Source organism: Ideonella sp. sgz306126, assembly GCF_056032705.1.
The window spans coordinates 660967-682253 of record NZ_JBVYWP010000003.1 but is presented as its reverse complement, the minus strand read 5'-3'; the positions used below and the strand labels follow the sequence as shown (position 1 = coordinate 682253).

Sequence of the window (21287 nt, the reverse complement as noted above, 5' to 3'; positions counted from 1 at the left end):
CGTGGCGGCGGTCGCCACGGCACTCACTCGTCGATCGACAGTTCCTGGATCTTGCGCGTGATGGTGTTGCGGCCGATGCCAAGCTTGTGCGCGGCTTCGATGCGGCGGCCGCGGGTCAGCGTCAGGGCGGTACGGATCACCCGGGCTTCGAACTGACGGGTAAGCTGGTCCCAAACGTCGGGCGATCCTGCCTCAAGCAGCTGGCGCGCCTGCTGCTCGAGGTCATCGAGCCAGGCCGGCGACGCCACGGTCTCGGCGGCAGCCACCGCCGCCGGGGTCGGCCCGACAGCGTGGGCCACGGCAGGCACCGACACCGGCGAGACCACGCTGGCCAGGGCCTCCACGGCCGGATCGGCCCGTTCGGGGCTCAGCAGTTCGGGCGGCAGGTCCTTGCATTCGATCACCTGGGCCGGGGCCATCACCGTCAGCCAGTGGCAGACGTTTTCGAGCTGGCGCACATTGCCCGGAAACTCGAAGGCCTTGAGCCGCTCCAGGGCCTCGTCGGTGATGCGCTTGGGCTCCACGCCCAGCTCCTTGGCGCTCTTCTGCAGGAAAAAGCGCGCCAGCGCCGGCACGTCCTCCGAGCGTTCCCGCAGCGGCGGCAGGCGCAGCCGAATCACGTTCAGGCGGTGGAACAGGTCCTCGCGGAAAGCCCCCTGCCGCACCCGCTCTTCCAGGTTCTGGTGGGTCGCGGCGATCACGCGGACATTGGCCTTCAAGGGCTGGTGGCCGCCCACCCGGTAGAACTGGCCGTCGGACAGCACCCGCAACAAGCGGGTCTGCAGATCGAACGGCATGTCGCCGATTTCGTCGAGGAACAAGGTGCCGCCATCGGCCTGCTCGAAGCGGCCGCGGCGCATGGTCTGCGCGCCGGTGAAGGCGCCGCGCTCATGGCCGAACAGCTCGGATTCGAGCAGGTCCTTCGGAATCGCCGCGGTGTTGATGGCGATGAACGGGCCTTTGCTGCCAGCATCGCCGCGCGGGCTGTGCCGGTGCAGTGCGTGCGCCACCAACTCCTTGCCGGAGCCGGACTCGCCGGTGATCAGCACCGTCACGTTGCTCTGCGACAGGCGCCCGATCGCGCGGAACACGTCCTGCATCGCCGGCGCCTGGCCGAGGATCTCGGGTGCCGGCAGGCTGCGCTCGTCGTTGACCTCCTCACGCAGACTTTCGTCGACGGCGCGGCGGATCAGCTCCACCGCCTTGGGCAGATCGAAGGGCTTGGGCAGATACTCGAAGGCGCCCCCCTGGAAGGCCGAGACGGCGCTGTCCAGGTCGGAGTACGCCGTCATGATGATCACCGGCAGACCCGGCAGGCGCTCCTTGATCTTGGCCAGCAGTTCGAGCCCGGAGCCGCCGGGCATGCGGATGTCGCTGACCAGGACCTGCGGTTCGTCGTCCGCCAGCGCCAGCAGCACCTCGCGGGGATTGGCGAAGCTGCGCACCGGGAGTTGCTCCCGGGCCAGCGCCTTTTCGAGCACGAAGCGGATGGATTGGTCGTCGTCAACGATCCAGATGGGTTTCATGTCAAGGCAGCAGTTGAATCAACGAAGGGCCGCTTGCGAGCTGACTCACCCCCTCTTGGGAGACGACCACCGGTGACGATGGTCTCGGGGCAAGTGCATCAGGGCAACGGAATCACGATCTTGAAGACCGTGCGTCCCGGTTCGCTGTCGCATTCGATCGTGCCCTGATGCTGTTGCACGAAGGTTTGCGCCAGCGTGAGTCCGAGCCCGGAGCCGCCTTCCCGCCCCGACACCAGCGGATAGAAGATACGGTCTCGCAAGCCTTCGGGGACGCCCGGTCCGTTGTCCTGGATATGCAATTCCAGTGCCAGACGCCAGCGCTGCTTGCCGATCGTCACCTGGCGCGCCACGCGGGTGCGCAAGGTGATCACGGCGTCGCCCTGGTCGATCCGGTCGGCCAACGCCTGGCAGGCGTTCTGCACGATGTTCAGCACCGCCTGGATCAGTTGCTCGCGATCGCCGCGGAACTCGGGGATCGACGCGTCGTAGTCCCGCACGACCTGCAGGCCGCGCGAATGCTCGACCAGGGCCAGCGACCGCACCCGCTCGCAGACCTCGTGGATGTTGACGTCGCCCACCACGTGCGGCTTGCGATGCGGCGCCAGCAGCCGGTCGACCAGGCTCTGCAGCCGATCGGCCTCGTGGATGATGACCTGGGTGTATTCGATCAACTCGGGCGATTCGAGGTCCATCGCCAGCAACTGGGCCGCCCCCCGGATCCCGCCCAGCGGGTTCTTGATCTCGTGGGCCAGGTTGCGGATCAGCTCCTTCGTGACCTCGGCCTGACCCAGTGCGCGCTCTTCGCGGTCCAGCCGGGTCTGCTGCTCGATCTCTATCATCTCGACCAGCAACCTCTGGTGGGTCGGCTCGGTCTGGCTGACGATCACGTGGACCGGCAAGGGTTCGGCATGGCCCACCACGGCTCGGCGCAAGGCCCCCTCGAATCGGCGGGTGGCGAACTCGTTGCGGGCCACCGCCTGCAAGGCCTCGGCCAAGGCCGCGGGTTCGCGAAACCACTCGAACAGGCCGCGCGTGTTCAGCGTCCGGCGTGACAGGCCGATCACCGACTCCAGCACGGCGTTGACGAACAGGCAGTCGCCGGCCGGCGTGACCACCGCGACCATCGTGGCCAGCTGATCGAAGCCCTCGAAGGCCTGGGCCTGCAGCGCGGCCGCGCCCTCAGGGGTTGGTGCCGGGTCTCGCGGAGGCATCGGTCAGCTTGTTCAGTTCGCGGTGGATCGCGGCGATGTCCGACTCTTTGCGCGCAATCGCTTCCTTCATCTGCTCGACGCGGTCGAGGTAGCGCTGGGCATTGCGCTCATTGCCCTGGCGCTCGGGTTGGCCGTTGTTGTACTGCTGCTTCAGGTCGTCGAGCGCCGATTGCTCCTTGCGCAATTCGCCTTCGAGGATGCGACGCGCGTCGGAGTCGCGGGCGCGCTGCTCGCCGGCACCGACCCGGGCATCGCTGGCACGGGCCGAGGCCGCCGGCCGCGGGCGCGGGGCGGCGATGGTGGTGGGCTCGTGCGTCTCGCGCGATTTGCACCCGCGCATCTCGGCTTCGCGCGGCGTGATGGTGTTGGTGAACACGTTGCCGGGACAGACGTAGTAGACCGATGGCGCGGGCTGCGCATGGACGCCCGGCCCGGCCGTCAACAACCAGCATGCCGTCCAAGCCATCGGCCAGCGCGAGAGGGCGGTCGTTTTCATGGCGTCATTCTCTCCCGAAGTCGTTGACCTGGCGTGTCGAAGCGGGTTCAACGCGTCAATGCGACACGCCGCCGACGCGTGAGCGCCAAAGAAAAAGGGGACGGCATGCCGTCCCCTTCGCGAGCCCGATGATTCCGAAGAATCAGAGCGCGTAGTACATGTCGTATTCCACCGGATGGGTGGCCATGCGGAAGCGGGTGACTTCCTGCATCTTCAACTCGATGTAGGCGTCGAGGTAGGCGTCGGTGAACACGCCGCCCTTGGTCAGGAACGCGCGGTCCTTGTCCAGGTACTCCAGCGCCTGGTCCAGGCTGTGGCAGACGGTCGGGATCTTCGCGTCTTCTTCCGGCGGCAGGTGGTACAGGTCCTTGGTGGCGGCTTCGCCCGGGTGGATCTTGTTCTCCACGCCGTCCAGGCCGGCCATCAGCAGTGCGGCGAAGGCCAGGTACGGGTTGGCCGAAGGATCGGGGAAGCGCGCCTCGATGCGACGGCCCTTGGGGTTGGCCACGTACGGAATGCGGATCGAGGCCGAGCGGTTCTTGGCCGAGTAGGCCAGCTTCACCGGGGCTTCGAAGCCCGGCACCAGGCGCTTGTAGCTGTTGGTGCCCGGGTTCGTGATCGCGTTCAGCGCACGGGCGTGCTTGATGATGCCGCCGATGTAGTACAGCGCGAATTCCGACAGACCGGCATAGCCGTCACCGGCGAACAGGTTCTTGCCGTCCTTCCAGACCGACTGGTGCACGTGCATGCCCGAGCCGTTGTCGCCGACGATGGGCTTGGGCATGAAGGTCGCCGTCTTGCCGTAGGCATGGGCGACGTTGACGATGATGTACTTCTGCAGTTGCAGCCAGTCTGCACGCTGGACCAGCGAGCTGAACTTGGTGCCGATTTCCATCTGGCCTGCGTTCGCCACTTCGTGGTGATGCACCTCGACCGGAATGCCCAGCTGTTCGAGCAGCAGGCACATTTCCGAACGCATGTCCTGGGCGCTGTCGACCGGCGGCACCGGGAAGTAGCCGCCCTTGACGCTGGGACGATAACCGGTGTTGCCGTGCTCGTATTCCTTGCCGGAGTTCCAGGCGGCTTCTTCGGATTCGATCTTGAAGAAGCAACCCGACATGTCGTTCGCCCAGCGCACGCTGTCGAAGACGAAGAACTCGGGTTCCGGACCGAAGTAGGCCACGTCACCCAGGCCGGAAGCCTTCATGTAGGCTTCGGCGCGCTTGGCCAGCGAGCGCGGATCGCGCTCGTAGGGCTTGCCGTCGGTCGGGTCGATGACGTCGCACGTCAGCAGCAGCGTCGGCTCTTCGAAGAAGGGGTCGACGTTGGCGGTATTCGGGTCCGGCATCAGCAACATGTCGGAGGCTTCGATCCCCTTCCAGCCGGCGATCGACGAGCCATCGAACGCGTGGCCCGAGCTGAACTTGTCTTCGTCAAATGCGGACACGGGCACGGTGACGTGCTGCTCCTTGCCACGGGTATCGGTGAAGCGGAAGTCAACGAACTTGATTTCGTTGTCCTTCACCATCTTCATCACATCGGCGACGGTCTTGGCCATCAATAGGGCTCCTGGCGGATGAGTTGTCAACAGAGGTTCGGGGTCGATGGCGGCAGGAGCGCCACGGCCTGACTGCAGCCGGGGTGCCCGTGTTCACCACGGCGCGGGGAATGTAGCAGAAAGCGTGCCCAGAAATGGTGAACGATGCCAGCAAAGTTGTGCCGCACCGGGGCGGTATCGCTTTCCAATGCGCCAGGACAAGCCGGCTGCCGCCATCGAAGACCGCACCCCGCGCGCGCGACTGAATCCGCGCTGCACGACGCCGACCATCGATTCCTGGAAACAGACGACATTGCACCAAATTGGGTTTTCGCGCACCAGTTAGGCTCATGCCAGCCAGATCAGGCTGCACGCCAGCGCAAGTCGGGCATGGCCTGCAAGCCGGCCACCAGCGTGTCGTAGGCCGCCACCACGGCCGAGGGCTCGCCCTTGACGCCCAGCTCGATGTGACGCCCGCGCTGCGGGTGATCGACACTGGGCAGGCTGAACACCTTCACGCCGGGATGACGCGCCTCGATCGCCAGCATCAGCGGCGTCAACGTCGCCTCCATCGCGCCGTCGATGTAGACCGCGCGCTCGGCGTGCGCCTTGGGCGCCAGGCCCGCGTACACAGTGTCCAGCACCCACTCGATCATCGGATGGGCCATCACCGGGAAGCCGGGCACGAAATGAACGTTGCCGACGCTGAAGCCGGGAATCTTGTTGTAGGGATTCGGAATCAGGCTCGCCCCTTGCGGAAACACGCCCATGTTCAAGCGATGCAGGTTGTCGGGCAGCTCCGGGTCCCACACCTCGCCCTTCTCGGCAGCCATCTCCCGCATGCGCTCTTCGATCAGCAGGCGCGCCTGCGGGTGCAGCGCCAGGGGTCGCCCGCTGGCGGCGGCGGCACACTGGCGCGTGTGGTCGTCGGGGGTGGCGCCAATGCCGCCGCAGCAGAACACCGTCTCCTCCCCCGCCAGGGCCGACTTGAGCGCCGCCGTGATGTCGACCGGATCGTCACCGAGGTATCGCGCCCAGGCCAGCGTCTGGTGACGCGCGGCCAGCAGTTCGATCACCCGTGCGAGGTGCTTGTCCTGACGGCGACCCGAGAGGATCTCGTCGCCGATGATGATGAGTCCGAAACGCATGGAGATTCCGATCGATGGCGCGAATTCCTGCGGTGCGGCGGGCACCGATCAGGCCGGAGGCAGGACCGGCGGCAGATCCGCAGGATGGAGCGACGCAGCGGGGCCGGCATTCGCAGGCATGGCCTCGACATCCACCTCGGCCTGACGGCGATGCACCTGCAGCGCCGCCAATGCGTAATGGGCGAACCACAGCGCGGAGAACGCGAATACCAGCGTGTACAGCCACACCGACACGGCCACCAGCAGCGGTGCCAGCACCAGCGTGGCCGCACTGATGGCCCAGATCAGCGATGGCGCCGCCCCCAAGTAGCCGGTGACGATGCCGATGATCAGCAAAGGCCAGCGGTGCTCGCGCAACACGGCTCGGCGCTCCACCGCGCTGGCATGATCGGCCAGCACGTCGAAACTCATCACCTGCTTGGTCAGCCAGCCCCAGATCAGCGGCGGCAGGATCAGCACCAGCGGCGGCACGAACCACAGCGGCACGGTGATCATCATCGCCAGCAAGGCCACCACGGTGCAGCCCAGCGCCCACAGCACGCTGCGCCACATCCCCGCTCCGTGGCGCCGCTCCAGCGCCGCAAAACGCCGCTCATGGACGATGCCGACCACCGCAGGCGTCATCAGCCAGGCCACCAGCAGCAGGCTCAAAACGACGATGAAGGGCACCGCCAACGCGACCACGATCATCGGCGCGAGCACGACACGAAAGTTGGCACCCAGCGTGCCATCCAGCCACTTCAGCATCGCGCTCACCAGCGACCAGTTTTCCAGCGTGGCGCGCACCGCCGCCACCGCGTCGGCCCAATAGAACCAGCCCAGCCCGACCGCCAGGCTGCCGGCAATCAGCAAGGGCAGCAGCGACAGGCCGATGACGCGGGGCAGGAACAGGTAGGCAAACGCGCGCCAGAACGAATCGAGCAGGAGCTTCATGAGGCCGAGGATAAGGCAGAAGCCGCGCCGCGCGACGCCGCGCGCACGAAACGCTCAATCGTCATCGCTGCCCAGCACCGCGCCTAGCAGTCCGCCCGCAGCGATGCCGCCCAGCATGCTTCCCCCTTGCGTGGCGCCGCCGGTCTGCGGTGCCGCCGCGAACACCCGGCTGGCCAGGCGGGAGAACGGCAGGCTTTGGATCCACACGGTCCCTGGGCCCGTCAGTTTCGCCAGGAACAAGCCTTCGCCGCCGAACAAGGCCGTCTTCACCTTGCCGACATACTGGATCTCGAAAGAAACACCCGGCGTGAAGGCCACCACGCAACCGGTGTCCACGAGCAACGTCTGCCCGGCCTGCAACTCGCGGCGCACCACCGTGCCGCCGGCATGCACGAAGGCCAGGCCGTCGCCATCCAGGCGTTGCATCACGAAGCCGTCGCCACCGAAGAACCCCGCCGACAGCCGCTGCTGGAAGAACACCCCCAGCGACACGCCCCGCGCAGCGCACAGGAACGCCTCCTTCTGGCAGATCAAGGTCCCGCCCAGTTGGCGCAGATCCATCGGCACGATCTTGCCCGGGTACGGCGCCGCGAACGCGACCCGCCGCTTGCCCGTGGTCGGATTGCTGTACACCGTGGTGAACAACGATTCGCCGGAAATCAGCCGTTTGCCGGCCCCCAGCAACTTGCCGAACAAGCCGCCCGATCCGGTCGAACCGTCGCCGAACACCGCGTCCATGTCGATGCCGGCGTCCATGAACATCAGGCTACCCGCTTCGCCGATCGCCGCCTCGCCGGGATCGAGTTCCACCTCGACGAACTGCATCTCGGCGCCCTTGATCTCGAAATCCACCACGTCCATTGCCATTGCATCCCCTCGGCCCGTCGGACCTTGAAAGGCATCCATCGTACAAAAAGAAAAGCCGACCGGCGTGAACCGGTCGGCTTTTCGGAAGCTGGTGGAGCCGGGGGGAATTGAACCCCCGTCCGCAAGCCTTCGCCAGGCAGATCTACATGTTTAGCTGACTGATTTGGATCTCACACGCCCGACCGCGCAGCAGCACGCTGTCGGGAATGCCAGCCACTGAATCTCGTTTTCTGATGAGTGGCCCACCGGAAAACCAGCCAATGTGAATGACCTCTCTGTCCTGGGTCTTGCGACTTCAGACGCGGCCCATTGGCCAACCGCTGAGAGGCTCACCGGTGTTAAGCGGCGAGGGCGTACGAAGTATCGTTCGCAGTTACTTTGTTTCCAGTGGTTTTACGAGCGAACTGGTGCTCGACATGCCCTGTCCCAACTCCGCACCCACGTCGAAACCAGGTCGGCCCCAGGACAATGGCTATTTTAGGCTTGTTCAAGCCACTTCAAGAGGCCTTGCGGGAATTCAATCACCGCGTCGGCCCCCCAGTCGGCGATGGGTGCACCTTGGCCCAGGTAGCCCCAACCCGCGGCCAGCGTCGCCATGCCCGCCGCCCGGCCGGCCTGGATGTCGCGCAAGTCGTCGCCGACGTAGACACAGTGCTCCGGCGCCACGGCCATGCGGCGCGAACCTTCCAGCAACGGCGCGGGATGCGGCTTGGCATGCGGCGTCGTGTCGCCGCAGATCACCGTGGCAGCCCGCCGCTCCAGGTCCAGGCCGCGGACCACGGGCAGGGCGAATCGCTCGGCCTTGTTGGTGACGATGCCCCACGGCAGGCCGCGGCGGTCCAGCGCGTCCAGCACCGGCGCCATCGCGTCGAAGACCCGCGTCAGGCTCAGCATGCCCTGCTCGTAGGCCGCCAGGAAGGCATCGCGCAGCGGCTCGAAGCGTGCGTCACCCGGCGCAATGCCGAAGGCCTCGCCGATCATGCCCCGCGCCCCCGTTCCCACCATCGGCCTCAATTGCTCAAAGGGCAATGGCGGCATGCCGTGAGCACCGCGCAGCGTGTTGGCGGCGGCAGCCAGATCGGGCGCGCTGTCGATCAGCGTGCCATCCAGATCGAACAGCAGGGCGCGAACGGCCATCGTCATGCCGGCTTGCGGCAAGCCACCAGATAGTTCACGTCGGTGTTGTCGCTGAGTCGGTAGCGGTCGGTCAGCGGGCTGAACTCGATGCCGCTGAAGGCCTGCAGATCCAGACCCGCACCGCGGATGAAGCGGGCAAGTTCGCTGGGACGAAGGAAGCGGGCATATTCATGCGTGCCCTTGGGAAGCATCTTCAACACATGTTCCGCACCCACGATGGCCAGCAGGAAGGCCTTCGGGTTCCGGTTCAGCGTCGAAAAGAACACCATGCCGCCCGGCTTGGCCAGGCGTGCGCAGGCCGCCACCACCGACGCAGGGTCGGGCACGTGCTCCAGCATCTCCATGCAGGTCACCACGTCGGCACTGCCAGGGCTTTCGTCCGCCAAGGCCTCCACCGCGACCTCTCGGTATGTCAGATCGGCCACACCGGCCTCCAGCGCATGCAGGCGCGCCACCTTCAAAGGCTTGGTCGACAAATCGATTCCGAGCACGCTCGCGCCGCGCCGCGCCATGGCCTCGGCCAGGATGCCTCCACCGCAGCCGACGTCGATCGCCCGCACCCCCTGCAAGGGCGCCCGTGACGCGATCCAGTCCAGGCGCAGCGGATTGATCTGATGAAGCGGGCGAAATTCACCCGCCGGATCCCACCAACGATGTGCGAGATCTCCGAATTTGTCGAGTTCCAGGGGGTCGGCGTTGATCATGGCGAGATGGTAATCCGAGATGGCCCGCGGGGCTTCAACGAGGCGACCAAGGACAGCGTCGCCCCAAACGGAAAAACCCCGCCGAAGCGGGGTTTCAGATTCACGGAGGAATCCGTGATTACTTGGCGCGGGTGCCCACCACTTCGATTTCGACGCGGCGGTTCTTCGCACGGCCTTCGGCCGTCTTGTTCGAAGCAACCGGTTGCTTCTTGCCCTTGCCTTCGGTGTAGACGCGGTTCTTCTCGATGCCCTTCTCGACCAGATAGGCCTTGACGGCATCGGCACGGCGGACCGACAGCTTCTGGTTGTAGGCGTCGGAGCCGATCGAGTCGGTGTGGCCGACGGCGATGATGACTTCCAGGTTCACGCCTTGGGTCTTGCTGACCAGATCGTCCAGCTTGGCCTTGGCTTCGGGCTTCAGCACCGACTTGTTGAAGTCGAAGAATGCATCGGCAGCGTAGGTGACCTTCTCGCTCACCGGAGCCGGGGCCACCACAGGAGCGGGTGCCGGAGCAGGTGCCGGAGCGGGCGCCGGAGCAGGTGCCGGAGCGGGCGCCGGGGCAGGTGCCGGAGCCGGAGCGCCATCGCAGCCAGCAGCAGCGGTCGCAGGCGTCCAGTTGGCATCGCGCCAGCAGAGTTCGTTGGTGCCGTTCTTCCAAACGAGCGATCCATCGGCGTTGCGCCAGTTGTCAACCGTCGCCTGGGCGAAAGCGCTCGACAGCGGAGCGGCAAGCGCGGCAGCTGCGAACAGCATTGCCACCTTGTTCAATTTCTTCATGATTCTCCTCTCAAGGAAAGCCGCAGGGGCCTGCGATACGTCCAAATCGGAAGCGAGATAACCTGGCAAACACCCGGTCCTTGCGAGCGCTCACCACCGATGACTCATTGTGCCATAGGGCGTCCGAAGGTCGGCATTTTGCGGCCCGGCATGCGCTGCGGTGCAGCACATGTTGCGCCAGTGCCACAAGCCACCGCCTTTAGAATCCCCGCTTCCGCCTCTTTCTGGCTCTGCTGTCCCTTTGCTGGGCCGGCATGTTCCACACATGACTCAATTCGCCAAGGAAACCCTGCCCATCAGCCTCGAAGAGGAGATGCGGCGCTCCTACCTGGATTACGCGATGAGCGTGATCGTCGGGCGCGCGCTGCCCGATGCCCGCGACGGATTGAAGCCGGTGCATCGGCGCGTGCTGTTCGCGATGCACGAACTGAACAACGACTGGAACCGGCCTTACAAGAAATCAGCCCGTATCGTTGGCGACGTGATCGGTAAGTACCACCCGCACGGCGACACCGCGGTGTACGACACCATCGTGCGCATGGCGCAGGATTTCTCGCTGCGCCACATGCTGGTGGATGGCCAGGGCAACTTCGGCTCGGTCGACGGCGACAACGCCGCGGCCATGCGTTACACCGAAATCCGCCTGTCGAAGATCGCCCACGAGATGCTGGCCGACATCGACAAGGAGACGGTGGACTTCGGCCCCAATTACGACGGTTCCGAGAAGGAGCCGCTGGTGCTGCCCGCCCGCCTGCCCAACCTGCTGGTCAACGGCTCGGCCGGCATTGCGGTGGGCATGGCGACCAACATCCCGCCGCACAACCTCAACGAGGTGGTGGACGCCTGCCTGCACCTGCTGAAGGCACCGGACGCGACCATCGAACAGCTGATGGAAATCATCCCGGCGCCGGACTTCCCGACCGCCGGCATCATCTACGGCGTCAACGGGGTGCGCGAGGGTTATCGCACCGGTCGCGGCAAGGTGGTGATGCGTGCCAAGGTGCACTTCGAGGACATCGACCGCGGCGCGCGCCAGGCGATCATCGTCGACGAGATCCCGTACCAGGTGAACAAGAAGACGCTGTTGGAGCGCATCGCCGAGCTGGTTCACGAGAAGAAGATCGACGGCATCAGCCACATCCAGGACGAGTCGGACAAGTCCGGCATGCGGGTGGTGATCGAATTGAAGCGCGGCGAAGTGCCGGAAGTGATCCTGAACAACCTGTACAAGCAGACCCAGTTGCAGGACACCTTCGGCATCAACATGGTGGCGCTGATCGATGGTCAGCCCAAGCTGTGCAACCTCAAGCAACTGCTGGAGATCTTCCTGGAGCACCGGCGCGAGGTCGTCACCCGCCGCACCGTGTTCGAGCTGCGCAAGGCGCGCGAGCGCGGCCATGTGCTGGAGGGCCTGGCGGTGGCGCTGGCCAACATCGACGACTTCATCGAACTGATCAAGAACTCGCCGACGCCTCCGGTGGCCAAGGCGGCCCTGATGGAGCGAAGCTGGGACTCGTCGCTGGTGCGCGAGATGCTGGCCCGGGCCGAGGCCGACACGCCCGGCGGCCGCGCCGCCTACCGCCCCGAAGGCCTGCCGGCGAACTACGGCATGCAGGACGACGGCCTGTACCGACTCTCCGACGACCAGGCCGGCGAGATCCTGCAGATGCGGCTGCAGCGCCTGACCGGGCTGGAGCAGGACAAGATCGTCGGCGAATACAAGGAGGTGATGTCGGTGATCGCCGACCTGCTGGACATCCTGGCCAAGCCCGAGCGCGTCACCTTCATCATCGGCGAGGAATTGATCGCGGTGCGCCAGGAGTTCGGCCAGACCAAGGTCGGCGCGCGCCGCTCGGTGGTCGAGCACAACGTGCAGGAGCTCGGCACCGAAGACCTGATCACGCCCACCGACATGGTGGTCACCCTCAGCCACACCGGCTACATGAAGAGCCAGCCGCTGGCCGAATACCGGGCGCAAAAGCGCGGCGGCCGCGGCAAGCAGGCCACCACCACCAAGGAAGACGACTGGGTCGACCAGCTCTTCATCGCCAACACGCACGACTGGATCCTGTGCTTCAGCGACCGCGGCCGGGTCTACTGGCTCAAGGTGTGGGAAGTGCCGCAGGGTGGCCGCGCCAGCCGCGGCAAGCCGATCGTCAACATGTTCCCGCTGCAGCCCGGCGAGAAGGTCACGGTGGTGCTGCCGCTGACCGGCGACAACCGTCAGTTCCCGGCCGACCATTTCATCTTCATGTGCACCGCGCGCGGCACCGTCAAGAAGACCGCGCTCGACGAGTTCAGCAACCCCCGCAAGGCCGGCATCATCGCGGTCGATCTGGATGAAGGCGACTACCTGATCGGCGCCGCGCTGACCGACGGCAAGCACGACGTGATGCTGTTCAGCGATGGCGGCAAGGCCGTGCGCTTCGACGAGGACGACGTGCGCCCGCTGGGACGCCAGGCCCGTGGCGTGCGGGGCATGATGCTGGAAGACGGCCAGACGGTGATCGCGATGCTGGTGGCCGAAGACGAAACGCAGAGCGTACTGACGGCCACCCAGAACGGCTATGGCAAGCGCACCAGCATCGTCGAATACACCCGCCATGGCCGGGGCACCAAGGGCATGATCGCGATCCAGCAGAGCGAGCGCAACGGCAAGGTCGTCGCCGCCACGCTGGTGCGCGCCAACGACGAGATCATGCTGATCACCGACAAGGGCGTGCTGGTGCGCACCCGCGTCTCCGAAATCCGCGAACTGGGTCGCGCCACGCAAGGCGTGACCCTGATCGCGCTGGACGACGGCGCGCAGCTGTCGGGCCTGCAACGCATCGCCGAAAACGATGCCAACGACGTTTCCGCCGACTCCACCACCGAGGGCGATGGCCCTGCCACCGAGGACAACACCTGATGACCGCTCGTTTCACGTTTCCGGCCGCCCTGGCCTTGGCCGCCGGCCTGACCCTGGCCGGCCCGGCGCTGGCGCAAAGCAAGAAGGAGCTGGCCGCCAAGGTGGTGCAGTTGCAGCAACCCGCGGTGGAAGGCATCGCCCGCAGCATTGCCGGCCAGACCGCGCAGCAGGCGCTGCAGTCGGCGGGTCAGGCCTTGGGCAATGTGCCTGCCGACAAGCGCGAAGCCGTGGGCAAGGACATCCAGGCCGACGTCAAGAAGTTCTACGACGACATCGTGCCCACGCTGATCGACCGCGCCACCAAGGACGCGCCGGCCACGCTGGGGCCGATGCTGGAGGCCAAGTTCAGCAGCGATGAACTCAAGCAGATCATCACCTGGCTGAGTTCCAGCGCCGCGAAGAAATACCAGCAACTGGGCGGCGAAATGCAACAGGCCATGGCCCAGAAACTGATTGCCGACACCCGCGGGACGGTCGAGCCCAAGCTGACCGCGCTGGACCAGTCGCTGCGCCAGCGCCTGGGCCTGCCGCCGGCTGCGGCGGCCAGCAGCCCGTCGGCGCCCGCGAAGAAGTGACGATGAGCGCCAGGCCCTTCAACTTCTCGGCCGGACCGGCCGTGCTGCCGGAGGAAGTGCTGCGGGAAGCCGCGGCCGAGATGCTGGACTGGCACGGCTCGGGCATGGGCGTGATGGAGATGAGCCACCGCGGCAAGGAGTTCATCTCGATCTACGAGGCGGCGGAGCGCGATCTGCGCGAATTGCTCGACGTGCCGGCCCACTTCCGCATCCTGTTCGTGCAGGGCGGTGGCCTGGGCGAAAACGCCATCGTGCCGATGAACCTCTCACGGGGTGGCGCGGTGGACTTCGTCGTCACCGGCGCGTGGAGCCAGAAGTCGCTGGCCGAGGCTCGGCGCTATGCCGACGCGCAGGTCGCCGCCAGCAACGAGCCGGACGCTCACACCACCCTGCCCGCACCGGCCGGCTGGCGCTTGCGCGACGGTGCCGCCTACGTTCATGTCTGCTCGAACGAGACCATCCACGGCGTCGAGATGGCCGAATTGCCGGACCTGAAGGCCCTGGGCTCGGACGCGCCCCTGGTGGTGGATTGCTCGTCGCACATCCTGTCGCGGCCGATCGACTGGACGCGAGTGGGGCTGGCTTTCGCCGGGGCCCAGAAGAACATCGGCCCGGCCGGCCTGACCCTGGTGATCGTGCGCGAGGACCTGCTGGGTCATGCGCTGTCGATCTGCCCCTCGGCCTTCAATTACAAGACCGTGGCCGACAACGGCTCGATGTTCAACACGCCGCCGACCTACGGCATCTACATCGCGGGCCTGGTGTTCCAGTGGCTGCGGCGCCAGGGCGGCGTGGCGGAAATGGACCGCCGTGCCGCCCAGAAGTCGGCCCTGCTGTACGACTGCCTGGACGGCAGCGGCGGCTTCTACGCCAACCGCGTCGCCAAGCCGGCCCGCTCGCGCATGAACGTGCCCTTCTACCTCGCCGACGAAACGCTCAACGACGCCTTCCTCGCCGGCGCCCGCGACGCCGGGCTGCTGCAGCTCAAGGGCCACAAGTCAGTCGGTGGCATGCGCGCGTCGATCTACAACGCGATGCCCTTGGCCGGCGTGCAGGCCTTGGTGAGCTACCTGCAGGACTTTGCCCGCCGCCATGGCTGATCCCCACGACCCCCGCGCGCCCGACATCACCCCCGAGTTGCTCGCGCTGCGCCAGCAGATCGACGCGCTCGACCGCGACCTGCTCGCGCTGCTGAACCGCCGCGCCGGCCTGGCGCTGGCCGTCGGCGAGCTGAAGAAGAAGGAAGGCTCGGTGGTCTTCCGCCCCGAGCGCGAGGCCCAGGTGATCGACGGCCTCAAGGCCGCCAACCCCGGCCCGCTCAAGACCGACAGCGTGGCGCCGATCTGGCGCGAGATCATGTCGGCTTCGCGCGCGCTCGAAACCCCGACCCGGGTCGCCTACCTCGGCCCGGCCGGCACCTTCAGCGAAGAAGCGGCCCTGGGCTTTTTCGGCTCCTCGATCGTGCGCGTGCCCTGCGCCAGCATCGACGAGGTTTTCCGCACCACCTCGGCCGGGTCGGCCGACTTCGGCGTCGTGCCGGTCGAGAACTCCACCGAAGGCATGGTCGCGCGCTCGCTCGACATCTTCCTGACCACGCCGCTGTTCATCATCGGCGAGACCAGCCTGTTCGTGCGCCACAACCTGCTGCGCAAGGACCATCAGCTGGAAGGCATCGAGGCCGTCTGCGCCCACCCCCAGGCGCTGGCGCAGTGCCATGAGTGGCTGTCGCTGCACCTGCCGCAGGTCGAGCGGCGGCCGGTGGCCAGCAACGCCGAGGGTGCACGCCTGGCGGCCCAGAACCCGGCGCTGGCCGCCATCGCCAGCGCACGCGCGGCGAGCGAATACGGCCTGCATGTGGTGGCCCCGGCGATCCAGGACGACACCCACAACCGCACCCGCTTCGCGATCGTCACCGACCCGCACCGCCACCCGGCGCCCAAGGCCTCGGGCCACGATTGCACCAGCCTGGTGGTGTCGGTGACCAACCGCCCCGGAGCGATGTACGACATCCTCGCCCCGCTCAAGAAGCATGGCGTGTCGATGAGCCGCCTGGAATCGCGCCCGGCCCGCTCCGGCCAGTGGGAGTACTACTTCTTCATCGATCTGCAGGGGCACCCCGACGAAGACCGCGTGCAGGCCGCGATGCAGGAGCTGCGCCAGGCCTGCGCCTTTTTCAAAGTGCTGGGCACCTACCCGATCGACGTGCACTGACGACAACCACACGATGGCCGCAAAGTTCAAGCAGTTGGGATTGATCGGGTGCGGCCTGATGGGCGGCTCGTTCGCGCTGGCCATGAAGCAGGCCGGCCTGGTCGAGCGGGTGATCGGCTACAGCAAGTCGCCGTCGACCACCGAGCGTGCGCGCCAGATGGGCGTGATCGACCAGACCGCCGAGTCGGCGTTGCTGGCGGTGTCGGGCGCGGACGTCGTGCTGATCGCGGTGCCGGTGGCCGCGACCGATGCCACGCTCCGGGCGATCCGCCATCTGGTCGGCCCCGACACCTTGTTCATGGACGTGGGCAGCACCAAGCGCGATGTGGTCGACGCCGCGCGCCGGGTGCTGAAGGAACGGGTCGGCGCCTTCGTGCCGGCGCACCCGATCACCGGCAAGGAGCAGGCCGGCGTCCAGCATGCCGACGCCGCGCTCTACAAGGACCGCCAGGTCATCCTCACGCCGATCGCCCAGACCTCGCCGGCCCTGGTCGACAAGGCGCAGGCCCTCTGGTCGGCGCTGGGCGCCCGCGTGAAGATCATGACCCCCGAGGCGCACGACGCGGCCTTCGCCGCGGTCAGCCACTTTCCGCACCTGCTGGCCTTCGCCTATTTCACCGGCATCCTGCAGCAGAAGGACAGCGAAGCCTTCCTCTCGCTGGCCGGACCGGGTTTTCGCGATTTCACCCGCATCGCCGCCAGCGATCCGGCGATCTGGCGCGACATCCTGATCGCCAACCGCGAGGAGGTGATCAAGCAATCCGAACGCTTCCGAGGCGCGCTGGGCGTGCTGGAGCAGGTGATGAAGGATTGCCAGGGCGAATCGCTGGAAGCCCTGATCCGCGGCGTCTCGCAGGCCCGCAGCCACTGGCGCATGGACGCCGCCTCACGCCACCAATGAACCCGTTCCGGGCGCTGCCGCCCGGCGGGTCGACGCATTCTCGCCATGTACGCCACCGCCTTTCTCGATCTGCCTCCTCTGGTGCGCGCTGCCGGCACCGTCCGCCTGCCAGGCTCGAAAAGCATCTCCAACCGCGTGCTGCTGCTGGCCGGACTGGCCGAAGGCACGACCGCCGTTCATGACCTGCTCGATTCGGACGACACCCGGGTGATGCTGACCGCGCTTGAGGCGCTGGGCTGCACGCTGCGCCGCGACGGCGCGGTGCTTCAGGTCACCGGCCTGGGCGGCCGCCTGGCCACCCGCGAGGCCCACCTTTTCCTGGGCAACGCCGGCACGGCGATGCGGCCGCTGACGGCCGCGCTGGCGGTGCTGGCCGCCACCCAGGGTGGGGCATTCGAGCTCTCGGGTGTGGCACGGATGCACGAGCGGCCGATCGGCGACCTGGTCGACGCGCTACGCCAGCTCGGCTGTCCGGTCGACGACCTGGGCCAGCCGGGCTACCCGCCGCTGCGCGTCGGCGACGGCCGGGTCCATGCATTGAACACCGCCCAGGCCATCCACGTGCGCGGCGACGTCTCCAGCCAGTTCCTGACGGCGCTGCTGCTCGCGCTGCCGCTGCTCAGTGCCGGCGGACCGGTCACCATCGAGGTCGACGGCGAGCTCATCTCCAAACCCTACATCGACATCACGCTGCGCCTGCTCGCGCGCTTCGGCATCGAGGTGCAGCGCGAGGGCTACCAGCGTTTCGTGCTGCCGCAAGGCTCGGTCTACCGCTCGCCCGGCGCGATCCACGTGGAAGGCGACGCCTCATCGGCCTCGTACTTCATCGGGCTGGGCGCGCTGGCCGGCGTGGCCGCGCCGGTGCGCATCGAGGGTGTCGGCCTCGATTCGATCCAGGGCGACATCCGCTTCGTCGAGGCGGCCCGTGCCATGGGTGCCGAGATCACCGGCGGACCGGGCCACCTGGAGGTGCGGCGCGGCCGCTGGCCGCTCAAGGGCCTGACGCTGGACTGCAACCACATCCCCGACGCCGCGATGACGCTGGCGGTGATGGCGCTGTATGCCGACGGCCCGACCCGGCTGAACAACATCGCCAGCTGGCGCGTCAAGGAAACCGACCGGATCGCGGCCATGGCCTGCGAGCTGCGCAAGCTCGGCGCCGAGGTGCTGGAAGGCAGCGACTTCATCGAAGTGCAGCCGCTGGCCCGCTGGCAGGCGGCCAGCATCCACACCTACGACGACCACCGCATCGCGATGTGCCTGTCGCTGGCCGCCCTCAACCCGCTGGCCGGCGCCGCGCCGCCGGTGCCGGTGCGGATCGAAGACCCGAAATGCGTGGCCAAGACCTTCCCCGATTACTTCGAGGCCTTGTTCGCCTGCGTCGAGCCGGCACCGGACGCCGTGCCGGTGCTGACCGTCGACGGCCCCACCGCCTCGGGCAAGGGCACGCTGGCCGCCGAACTCGCTTCCCGGCTGGGCTACCACCTGCTCGATTCGGGAGCGCTGTACCGCGCCACCGCGCTGGCCGCGCAGGACGCCGGCATCCCGCTCGACGACGCGGACCGGCTGGCCGCGATGGCGTCGACGCTGGATCTGCGTTTCGAAGGCCACCAGGTCTTCCTGAACGGCCGCGACATCTCCGACCCGCTGCGCCTCGAATCCACCGGCGGCATGGCCTCGCAGGTCTCGGTGCACCCCCAGGTGCGCAACGCCCTCACGACGCTGCAGCTGAGCTTCCGGCGCCTGCCCGGGCTGGTAGCCGACGGCCGCGACATGGGCACGGTGATCTTCCCCGGCGCCGCGCTGAAGGTCTTTCTCACCGCCAGCGCCGAGCAGCGTGCACTTCGCCGGCACAAGCAATTGATTACAAAGGGAATTTCGGCTAATATCGACAGTCTTCGCGCCGACCTGGAGGCGCGCGACCTGCGGGACAAGACCCGCTCGGTGGCGCCCTTGAAGCCGGCAGAAGATGCAAAGCGGCTGGACAACTCCGACCTCACCATCGAAGACTCGGTGGCGCAGTGCCTGGGTTGGTGGCAGCAATGCAGACCGTTTCCGGCATGACCGCGCTTCGCTAGTTTCGCTACAGGCGTTTTCAGGCCAGGAACAAGGGCCCACCGCCCTCCCCGGCGCCCGCGCAACGCGTGCCCCGAAGAGATCGGTGATCTCGCAACCTCAACCCCGCGGTGCCTCGCATCGCACATGTTGCCGGCTGTCTCAAGCCGGCTCAGGAACCCCCAATGTCCCAAGTCCAAGCCGCCTCCCCTGCTGCCGGTTCGTTCGCAGCCATGTTCGAGGAATCGCTGAAGAGCGCTGACATGCGCGTCGGCGAGGTCATCTCCGCCGAGGTGGTCCGCATCGAGCACAGCCACGTCGTGGTCAACGCCGGCCTCAAGAGCGAAGCGTATGTGCCCATCGAAGAATTCAAGAACGACAAGGGCGAGGTCGAAGTCCAGGTCGGCGATTTCGTCTCGGTCGCGATCGACGCGGTCGAGAACGGCTACGGCGACACCATCCTGTCGCGCGACAAGGCCAAGCGCCTGGCCTCGTGGCTGTCGCTGGAAACTTCGCTGGAGTCCGGCGAATTCGTCACCGGCACGGTCAGCGGCAAGGTCAAGGGCGGCCTGACCGTCCTGGTCAACGGCATCCGCGCCTTCCTGCCCGGCTCGCTGCTCGACACGCGTCCGGTCAAGGACATGAGCCCGTACGAGGGCAAGACCATGGAGTTCAAGGTCATCAAGCTCGACCGCAAGCGCAACAACGTCGTGTTGTCGCGCCGCGCCGTGGTCGAAGCCTCGATGGGCGAAGAACGCGCCAAGCTGCTCGAAACCCTGTCCGAAGGCGCGATCGTCAACGGCGTGGTCAAGAACATCACCGAATACGGTGCGTTCGTCGACCTGGGCGGCATCGACGGCCTGCTGCACATCACCGACATGGCCTGGCGCCGTGTCCGTCATCCGAGCGAAGTGGTGACGGTCGGTCAAGAGCTGCAGGCCAAGGTCCTGAAGTTCGACGCCGAGAAGAACCGCGTCTCGCTGGGCATCAAGCAGCTGGGCGACGACCCCTGGATGGGCGTGGCCCGCCGCTACCCGAACAGCACCCGCCTGTTCGGCAAGATCACCAACATCGCCGATTACGGCGCGTTCGTCGAGATCGAGCCGGGCATCGAAGGCCTGGTGCACGTTTCCGAGATGGACTGGACCAACAAGAACGTCGCGCCGTCCAAGGTCGTCAGCCTGGGCGAAGAGGTCGAGGTCATGGTCCTGGAGATCGACGAAGACAAGCGCCGCATCTCGCTGGGCATGAAGCAGTGCAAGGCGAACCCGTGGGAGGAGTTCTCCGCCACGGTCAAGCGCGGCGACAAGGTCAAGGGCCCGATCAAGTCGATCACCGACTTCGGCGTCTTCGTCGGCCTGGCGGCCGGCATCGACGGCCTGGTGCACCTGTCCGACCTGTCGTGGCACGAAACCGGCGAAGCGGCCGTGCGCAACTTCAAGAAGGGCCAGGAAGTCGAAGCCCTGGTGCTGGGCATCGACGTCGAGCGCGAGCGCATCTCGCTGGGCATCAAGCAGCTCGATGGCGACCCCTTCGCCACCTACACCTCGGTCAATGACCGTGGCGCGGTGGTCAACGGCGTGGTCAAGACCGTCGATCCGCGCGGCGCCGAAGTGCAGCTGGCCGACGACGTGATGGGCTATCTGCGCGCTTCCGAAATCGGCCGCGACCGCGTCGAAGACGCGCGCAACGTGCTGAAGGAAGGCGACGAGGTCTCGGTGATGATCGTCAACGTCGATCGCAAGACCCGCAACATCCAGCTGTCGATCAAGGCCAAGGACAACGTCGACCAGCAGGAAGCGATGCAGCGCCTGTCGCAGTCGAACGAGCGTGAGAACGCCGGCACGACCAGCCTGGGCGCCCTGCTGCGCGCCAAGCTGGACAACCCGGGCAACTCCTGATCGTCGGACCGAAGCGGCACTGAACCCCGATGACCCGATCCGATCTCGTTGCCAGGCTCGCGGATCGTTTCGCGCAGCTGACCCAGCGCGACACCGAATTCGCGGTCAAGACCATCCTCGACGCGATGACCGACGCCCTGGCGCGCGGGCACCGCATCGAGATCCGGGGCTTCGGCAGCTTTTCGATCAACCGCCGCCCGCCGCGGCTGGGGCGCAACCCCCGCAGCGGCGAGCAGGTGACGATTCCCGAAAAGCTGGTGCCGCATTTCAAGCCCGGCAAGGCATTGCGCGAAGGCGTCGATGCCAGCCTGCCTGTGATGCCGGACTGAGTGGGCGCGGCCCTGCCGCCGCCGTCCCACCCATCAAAGGGCCCCGTTCGGGGCCCTTTTCTTTTCCGGG

General features: G+C 66.8%; 18 protein-coding genes and 1 other RNA gene. 8 read left to right on the top strand and 11 right to left on the bottom strand.

Going from position 1 to position 21287, the window contains the following annotated elements; all coding sequences use genetic code 11:
* Positions 1 to 23: 23 nt before the first annotated feature.
* The 11 genes from ntrC to ompA all read right to left on the bottom strand — a co-directional run bounded on the left by ntrC (position 24) and on the right by ompA (position 10337).
* Positions 24 to 1526 (bottom strand): nitrogen regulation protein NR(I), encoded by a 1503-nt coding sequence (ntrC, locus tag AC0N04_RS11565; RefSeq protein WP_474281684.1) that lies wholly within the window; start codon positions 1524 to 1526, stop codon positions 24 to 26.
* A gap of 98 nt (positions 1527 to 1624) precedes the next feature.
* Entirely contained in the window at positions 1625 to 2737 is a 1113-nt protein-coding gene (gene glnL, locus AC0N04_RS11560) for a nitrogen regulation protein NR(II) (RefSeq protein WP_474281682.1), read from the bottom strand.
* On the bottom strand, positions 2706 to 3233 hold the full coding sequence (locus tag AC0N04_RS11555; RefSeq protein WP_474281680.1) for a hypothetical protein: 528 nt from the start codon (positions 3231 to 3233) through the stop codon (positions 2706 to 2708). Before AC0N04_RS11555 ends, glnL begins: the two co-directional genes overlap by 32 nt.
* 142 nt (positions 3234 to 3375) lie before the next feature.
* Positions 3376 to 4791, bottom strand: a complete 1416-nt coding sequence (gene glnA, locus AC0N04_RS11550; protein ID WP_474281678.1) for a type I glutamate--ammonia ligase — start codon at positions 4789 to 4791, stop codon at positions 3376 to 3378.
* A 341-nt stretch (positions 4792 to 5132) separates the two neighbouring features.
* On the bottom strand, positions 5133 to 5918 hold the full coding sequence (locus AC0N04_RS11545) for a competence/damage-inducible protein A (RefSeq protein WP_474281676.1): 786 nt from the start codon (positions 5916 to 5918) through the stop codon (positions 5133 to 5135).
* A gap of 48 nt (positions 5919 to 5966) precedes the next feature.
* On the bottom strand, positions 5967 to 6851 hold the full coding sequence (locus AC0N04_RS11540; RefSeq protein WP_474281674.1) for an EI24 domain-containing protein: 885 nt from the start codon (positions 6849 to 6851) through the stop codon (positions 5967 to 5969).
* 54 nt (positions 6852 to 6905) lie between these two features.
* Entirely contained in the window at positions 6906 to 7718 is an 813-nt protein-coding gene (locus AC0N04_RS11535; protein WP_474281672.1) for a TIGR00266 family protein, read from the bottom strand.
* 89 nt (positions 7719 to 7807) lie between these two features.
* Positions 7808 to 8180, bottom strand: a transfer-messenger RNA (tmRNA) gene (ssrA, locus tag AC0N04_RS11530).
* Positions 8181 to 8195: 15 nt separating this feature from the next.
* Complete coding sequence (gene gph, locus AC0N04_RS11525; protein WP_474281670.1) at positions 8196 to 8861, bottom strand: phosphoglycolate phosphatase; 666 nt, start codon at positions 8859 to 8861, stop codon at positions 8196 to 8198.
* Complete coding sequence (gene ubiG, locus AC0N04_RS11520) at positions 8858 to 9559, bottom strand: bifunctional 2-polyprenyl-6-hydroxyphenol methylase/3-demethylubiquinol 3-O-methyltransferase UbiG (protein ID WP_474282061.1); 702 nt, start codon at positions 9557 to 9559, stop codon at positions 8858 to 8860. The genes gph and ubiG overlap by 4 nt, the downstream gene beginning before the upstream one ends.
* 118 nt (positions 9560 to 9677) lie before the next feature.
* Complete coding sequence (gene ompA, locus AC0N04_RS11515) at positions 9678 to 10337, bottom strand: outer membrane protein OmpA (protein WP_474282059.1); 660 nt, start codon at positions 10335 to 10337, stop codon at positions 9678 to 9680.
* A gap of 265 nt (positions 10338 to 10602) precedes the next feature.
* Here ompA and gyrA point away from each other — a divergent pair, with 265 nt between their 5' ends.
* The 8 genes from gyrA (at position 10603) to AC0N04_RS11475 (ending at position 21217) form a co-directional block, all read left to right on the top strand.
* A complete protein-coding gene (gene gyrA, locus AC0N04_RS11510; protein ID WP_474281668.1) occupies positions 10603 to 13245 on the top strand; it encodes a DNA gyrase subunit A in 2643 nt (880 codons plus the stop codon).
* A complete protein-coding gene (locus AC0N04_RS11505; RefSeq protein WP_474281666.1) occupies positions 13245 to 13820 on the top strand; it encodes a DUF2059 domain-containing protein in 576 nt (191 codons plus the stop codon). Before gyrA ends, AC0N04_RS11505 begins: the two co-directional genes overlap by 1 nt.
* Before the next feature lie 2 nt (positions 13821 to 13822).
* Positions 13823 to 14920 (top strand): 3-phosphoserine/phosphohydroxythreonine transaminase, encoded by a 1098-nt coding sequence (gene serC, locus AC0N04_RS11500; RefSeq protein WP_474281664.1) that lies wholly within the window; start codon positions 13823 to 13825, stop codon positions 14918 to 14920.
* Positions 14913 to 16031 carry a prephenate dehydratase gene (pheA, locus tag AC0N04_RS11495; RefSeq protein WP_474281662.1) on the top strand — a complete coding sequence of 373 codons (1119 nt, stop codon included), beginning with the start codon at positions 14913 to 14915 and terminating at the stop codon, positions 16029 to 16031. The genes serC and pheA overlap by 8 nt, the downstream gene beginning before the upstream one ends.
* A 13-nt stretch (positions 16032 to 16044) precedes the next feature.
* Complete coding sequence (locus tag AC0N04_RS11490; protein WP_474281660.1) at positions 16045 to 16932, top strand: prephenate dehydrogenase; 888 nt, start codon at positions 16045 to 16047, stop codon at positions 16930 to 16932.
* Positions 16933 to 16977: 45 nt separating this feature from the next.
* The gene (locus tag AC0N04_RS11485) at positions 16978 to 18996 is read left to right on the top strand and encodes a bifunctional 3-phosphoshikimate 1-carboxyvinyltransferase/cytidylate kinase (RefSeq protein ID WP_474281658.1); all 2019 of its coding nucleotides are present in this window, start codon (positions 16978 to 16980) and stop codon (positions 18994 to 18996) included.
* A gap of 176 nt (positions 18997 to 19172) precedes the next feature.
* The gene (rpsA, locus tag AC0N04_RS11480) at positions 19173 to 20888 is read left to right on the top strand and encodes a 30S ribosomal protein S1 (protein WP_474281656.1); all 1716 of its coding nucleotides are present in this window, start codon (positions 19173 to 19175) and stop codon (positions 20886 to 20888) included.
* 29 nt (positions 20889 to 20917) lie between these two features.
* On the top strand, positions 20918 to 21217 hold the full coding sequence (locus tag AC0N04_RS11475) for an integration host factor subunit beta (RefSeq protein WP_474281654.1): 300 nt from the start codon (positions 20918 to 20920) through the stop codon (positions 21215 to 21217).
* Positions 21218 to 21287 lie beyond the last annotated feature (70 nt).

Excerpts from the sequence above, each read along its gene's own strand:
- ntrC (WP_474281684.1), bottom strand. The coding sequence starts at position 1,526 with ATGAAACCCATCTGGATCGTTGACGACGACCAATCCATCCGCTTCGTG.
- glnL (WP_474281682.1), bottom strand. The coding sequence starts at position 2,737 with ATGCCTCCGCGAGACCCGGCACCAACCCCTGAGGGCGCGGCCGCGCTG.
- AC0N04_RS11555 (WP_474281680.1), bottom strand. The coding sequence starts at position 3,233 with ATGAAAACGACCGCCCTCTCGCGCTGGCCGATGGCTTGGACGGCATGC.
- glnA (WP_474281678.1), bottom strand. The coding sequence starts at position 4,791 with ATGGCCAAGACCGTCGCCGATGTGATGAAGATGGTGAAGGACAACGAA.
- AC0N04_RS11545 (WP_474281676.1), bottom strand. The coding sequence starts at position 5,918 with ATGCGTTTCGGACTCATCATCATCGGCGACGAGATCCTCTCGGGTCGC.
- AC0N04_RS11540 (WP_474281674.1), bottom strand. The coding sequence starts at position 6,851 with ATGAAGCTCCTGCTCGATTCGTTCTGGCGCGCGTTTGCCTACCTGTTC.
- AC0N04_RS11535 (WP_474281672.1), bottom strand. The coding sequence starts at position 7,718 with ATGGCAATGGACGTGGTGGATTTCGAGATCAAGGGCGCCGAGATGCAG.
- gph (WP_474281670.1), bottom strand. The coding sequence starts at position 8,861 with ATGACGATGGCCGTTCGCGCCCTGCTGTTCGATCTGGATGGCACGCTG.
- ubiG (WP_474282061.1), bottom strand. The coding sequence starts at position 9,559 with ATGATCAACGCCGACCCCCTGGAACTCGACAAATTCGGAGATCTCGCA.
- ompA (WP_474282059.1), bottom strand. The coding sequence starts at position 10,337 with ATGAAGAAATTGAACAAGGTGGCAATGCTGTTCGCAGCTGCCGCGCTT.
- gyrA (WP_474281668.1), top strand. The coding sequence starts at position 10,603 with ATGACTCAATTCGCCAAGGAAACCCTGCCCATCAGCCTCGAAGAGGAG.
- AC0N04_RS11505 (WP_474281666.1), top strand. The coding sequence starts at position 13,245 with ATGACCGCTCGTTTCACGTTTCCGGCCGCCCTGGCCTTGGCCGCCGGC.
- serC (WP_474281664.1), top strand. The coding sequence starts at position 13,823 with ATGAGCGCCAGGCCCTTCAACTTCTCGGCCGGACCGGCCGTGCTGCCG.
- pheA (WP_474281662.1), top strand. The coding sequence starts at position 14,913 with ATGGCTGATCCCCACGACCCCCGCGCGCCCGACATCACCCCCGAGTTG.
- AC0N04_RS11490 (WP_474281660.1), top strand. The coding sequence starts at position 16,045 with ATGGCCGCAAAGTTCAAGCAGTTGGGATTGATCGGGTGCGGCCTGATG.
- AC0N04_RS11485 (WP_474281658.1), top strand. The coding sequence starts at position 16,978 with ATGTACGCCACCGCCTTTCTCGATCTGCCTCCTCTGGTGCGCGCTGCC.
- rpsA (WP_474281656.1), top strand. The coding sequence starts at position 19,173 with ATGTCCCAAGTCCAAGCCGCCTCCCCTGCTGCCGGTTCGTTCGCAGCC.
- AC0N04_RS11475 (WP_474281654.1), top strand. The coding sequence starts at position 20,918 with ATGACCCGATCCGATCTCGTTGCCAGGCTCGCGGATCGTTTCGCGCAG.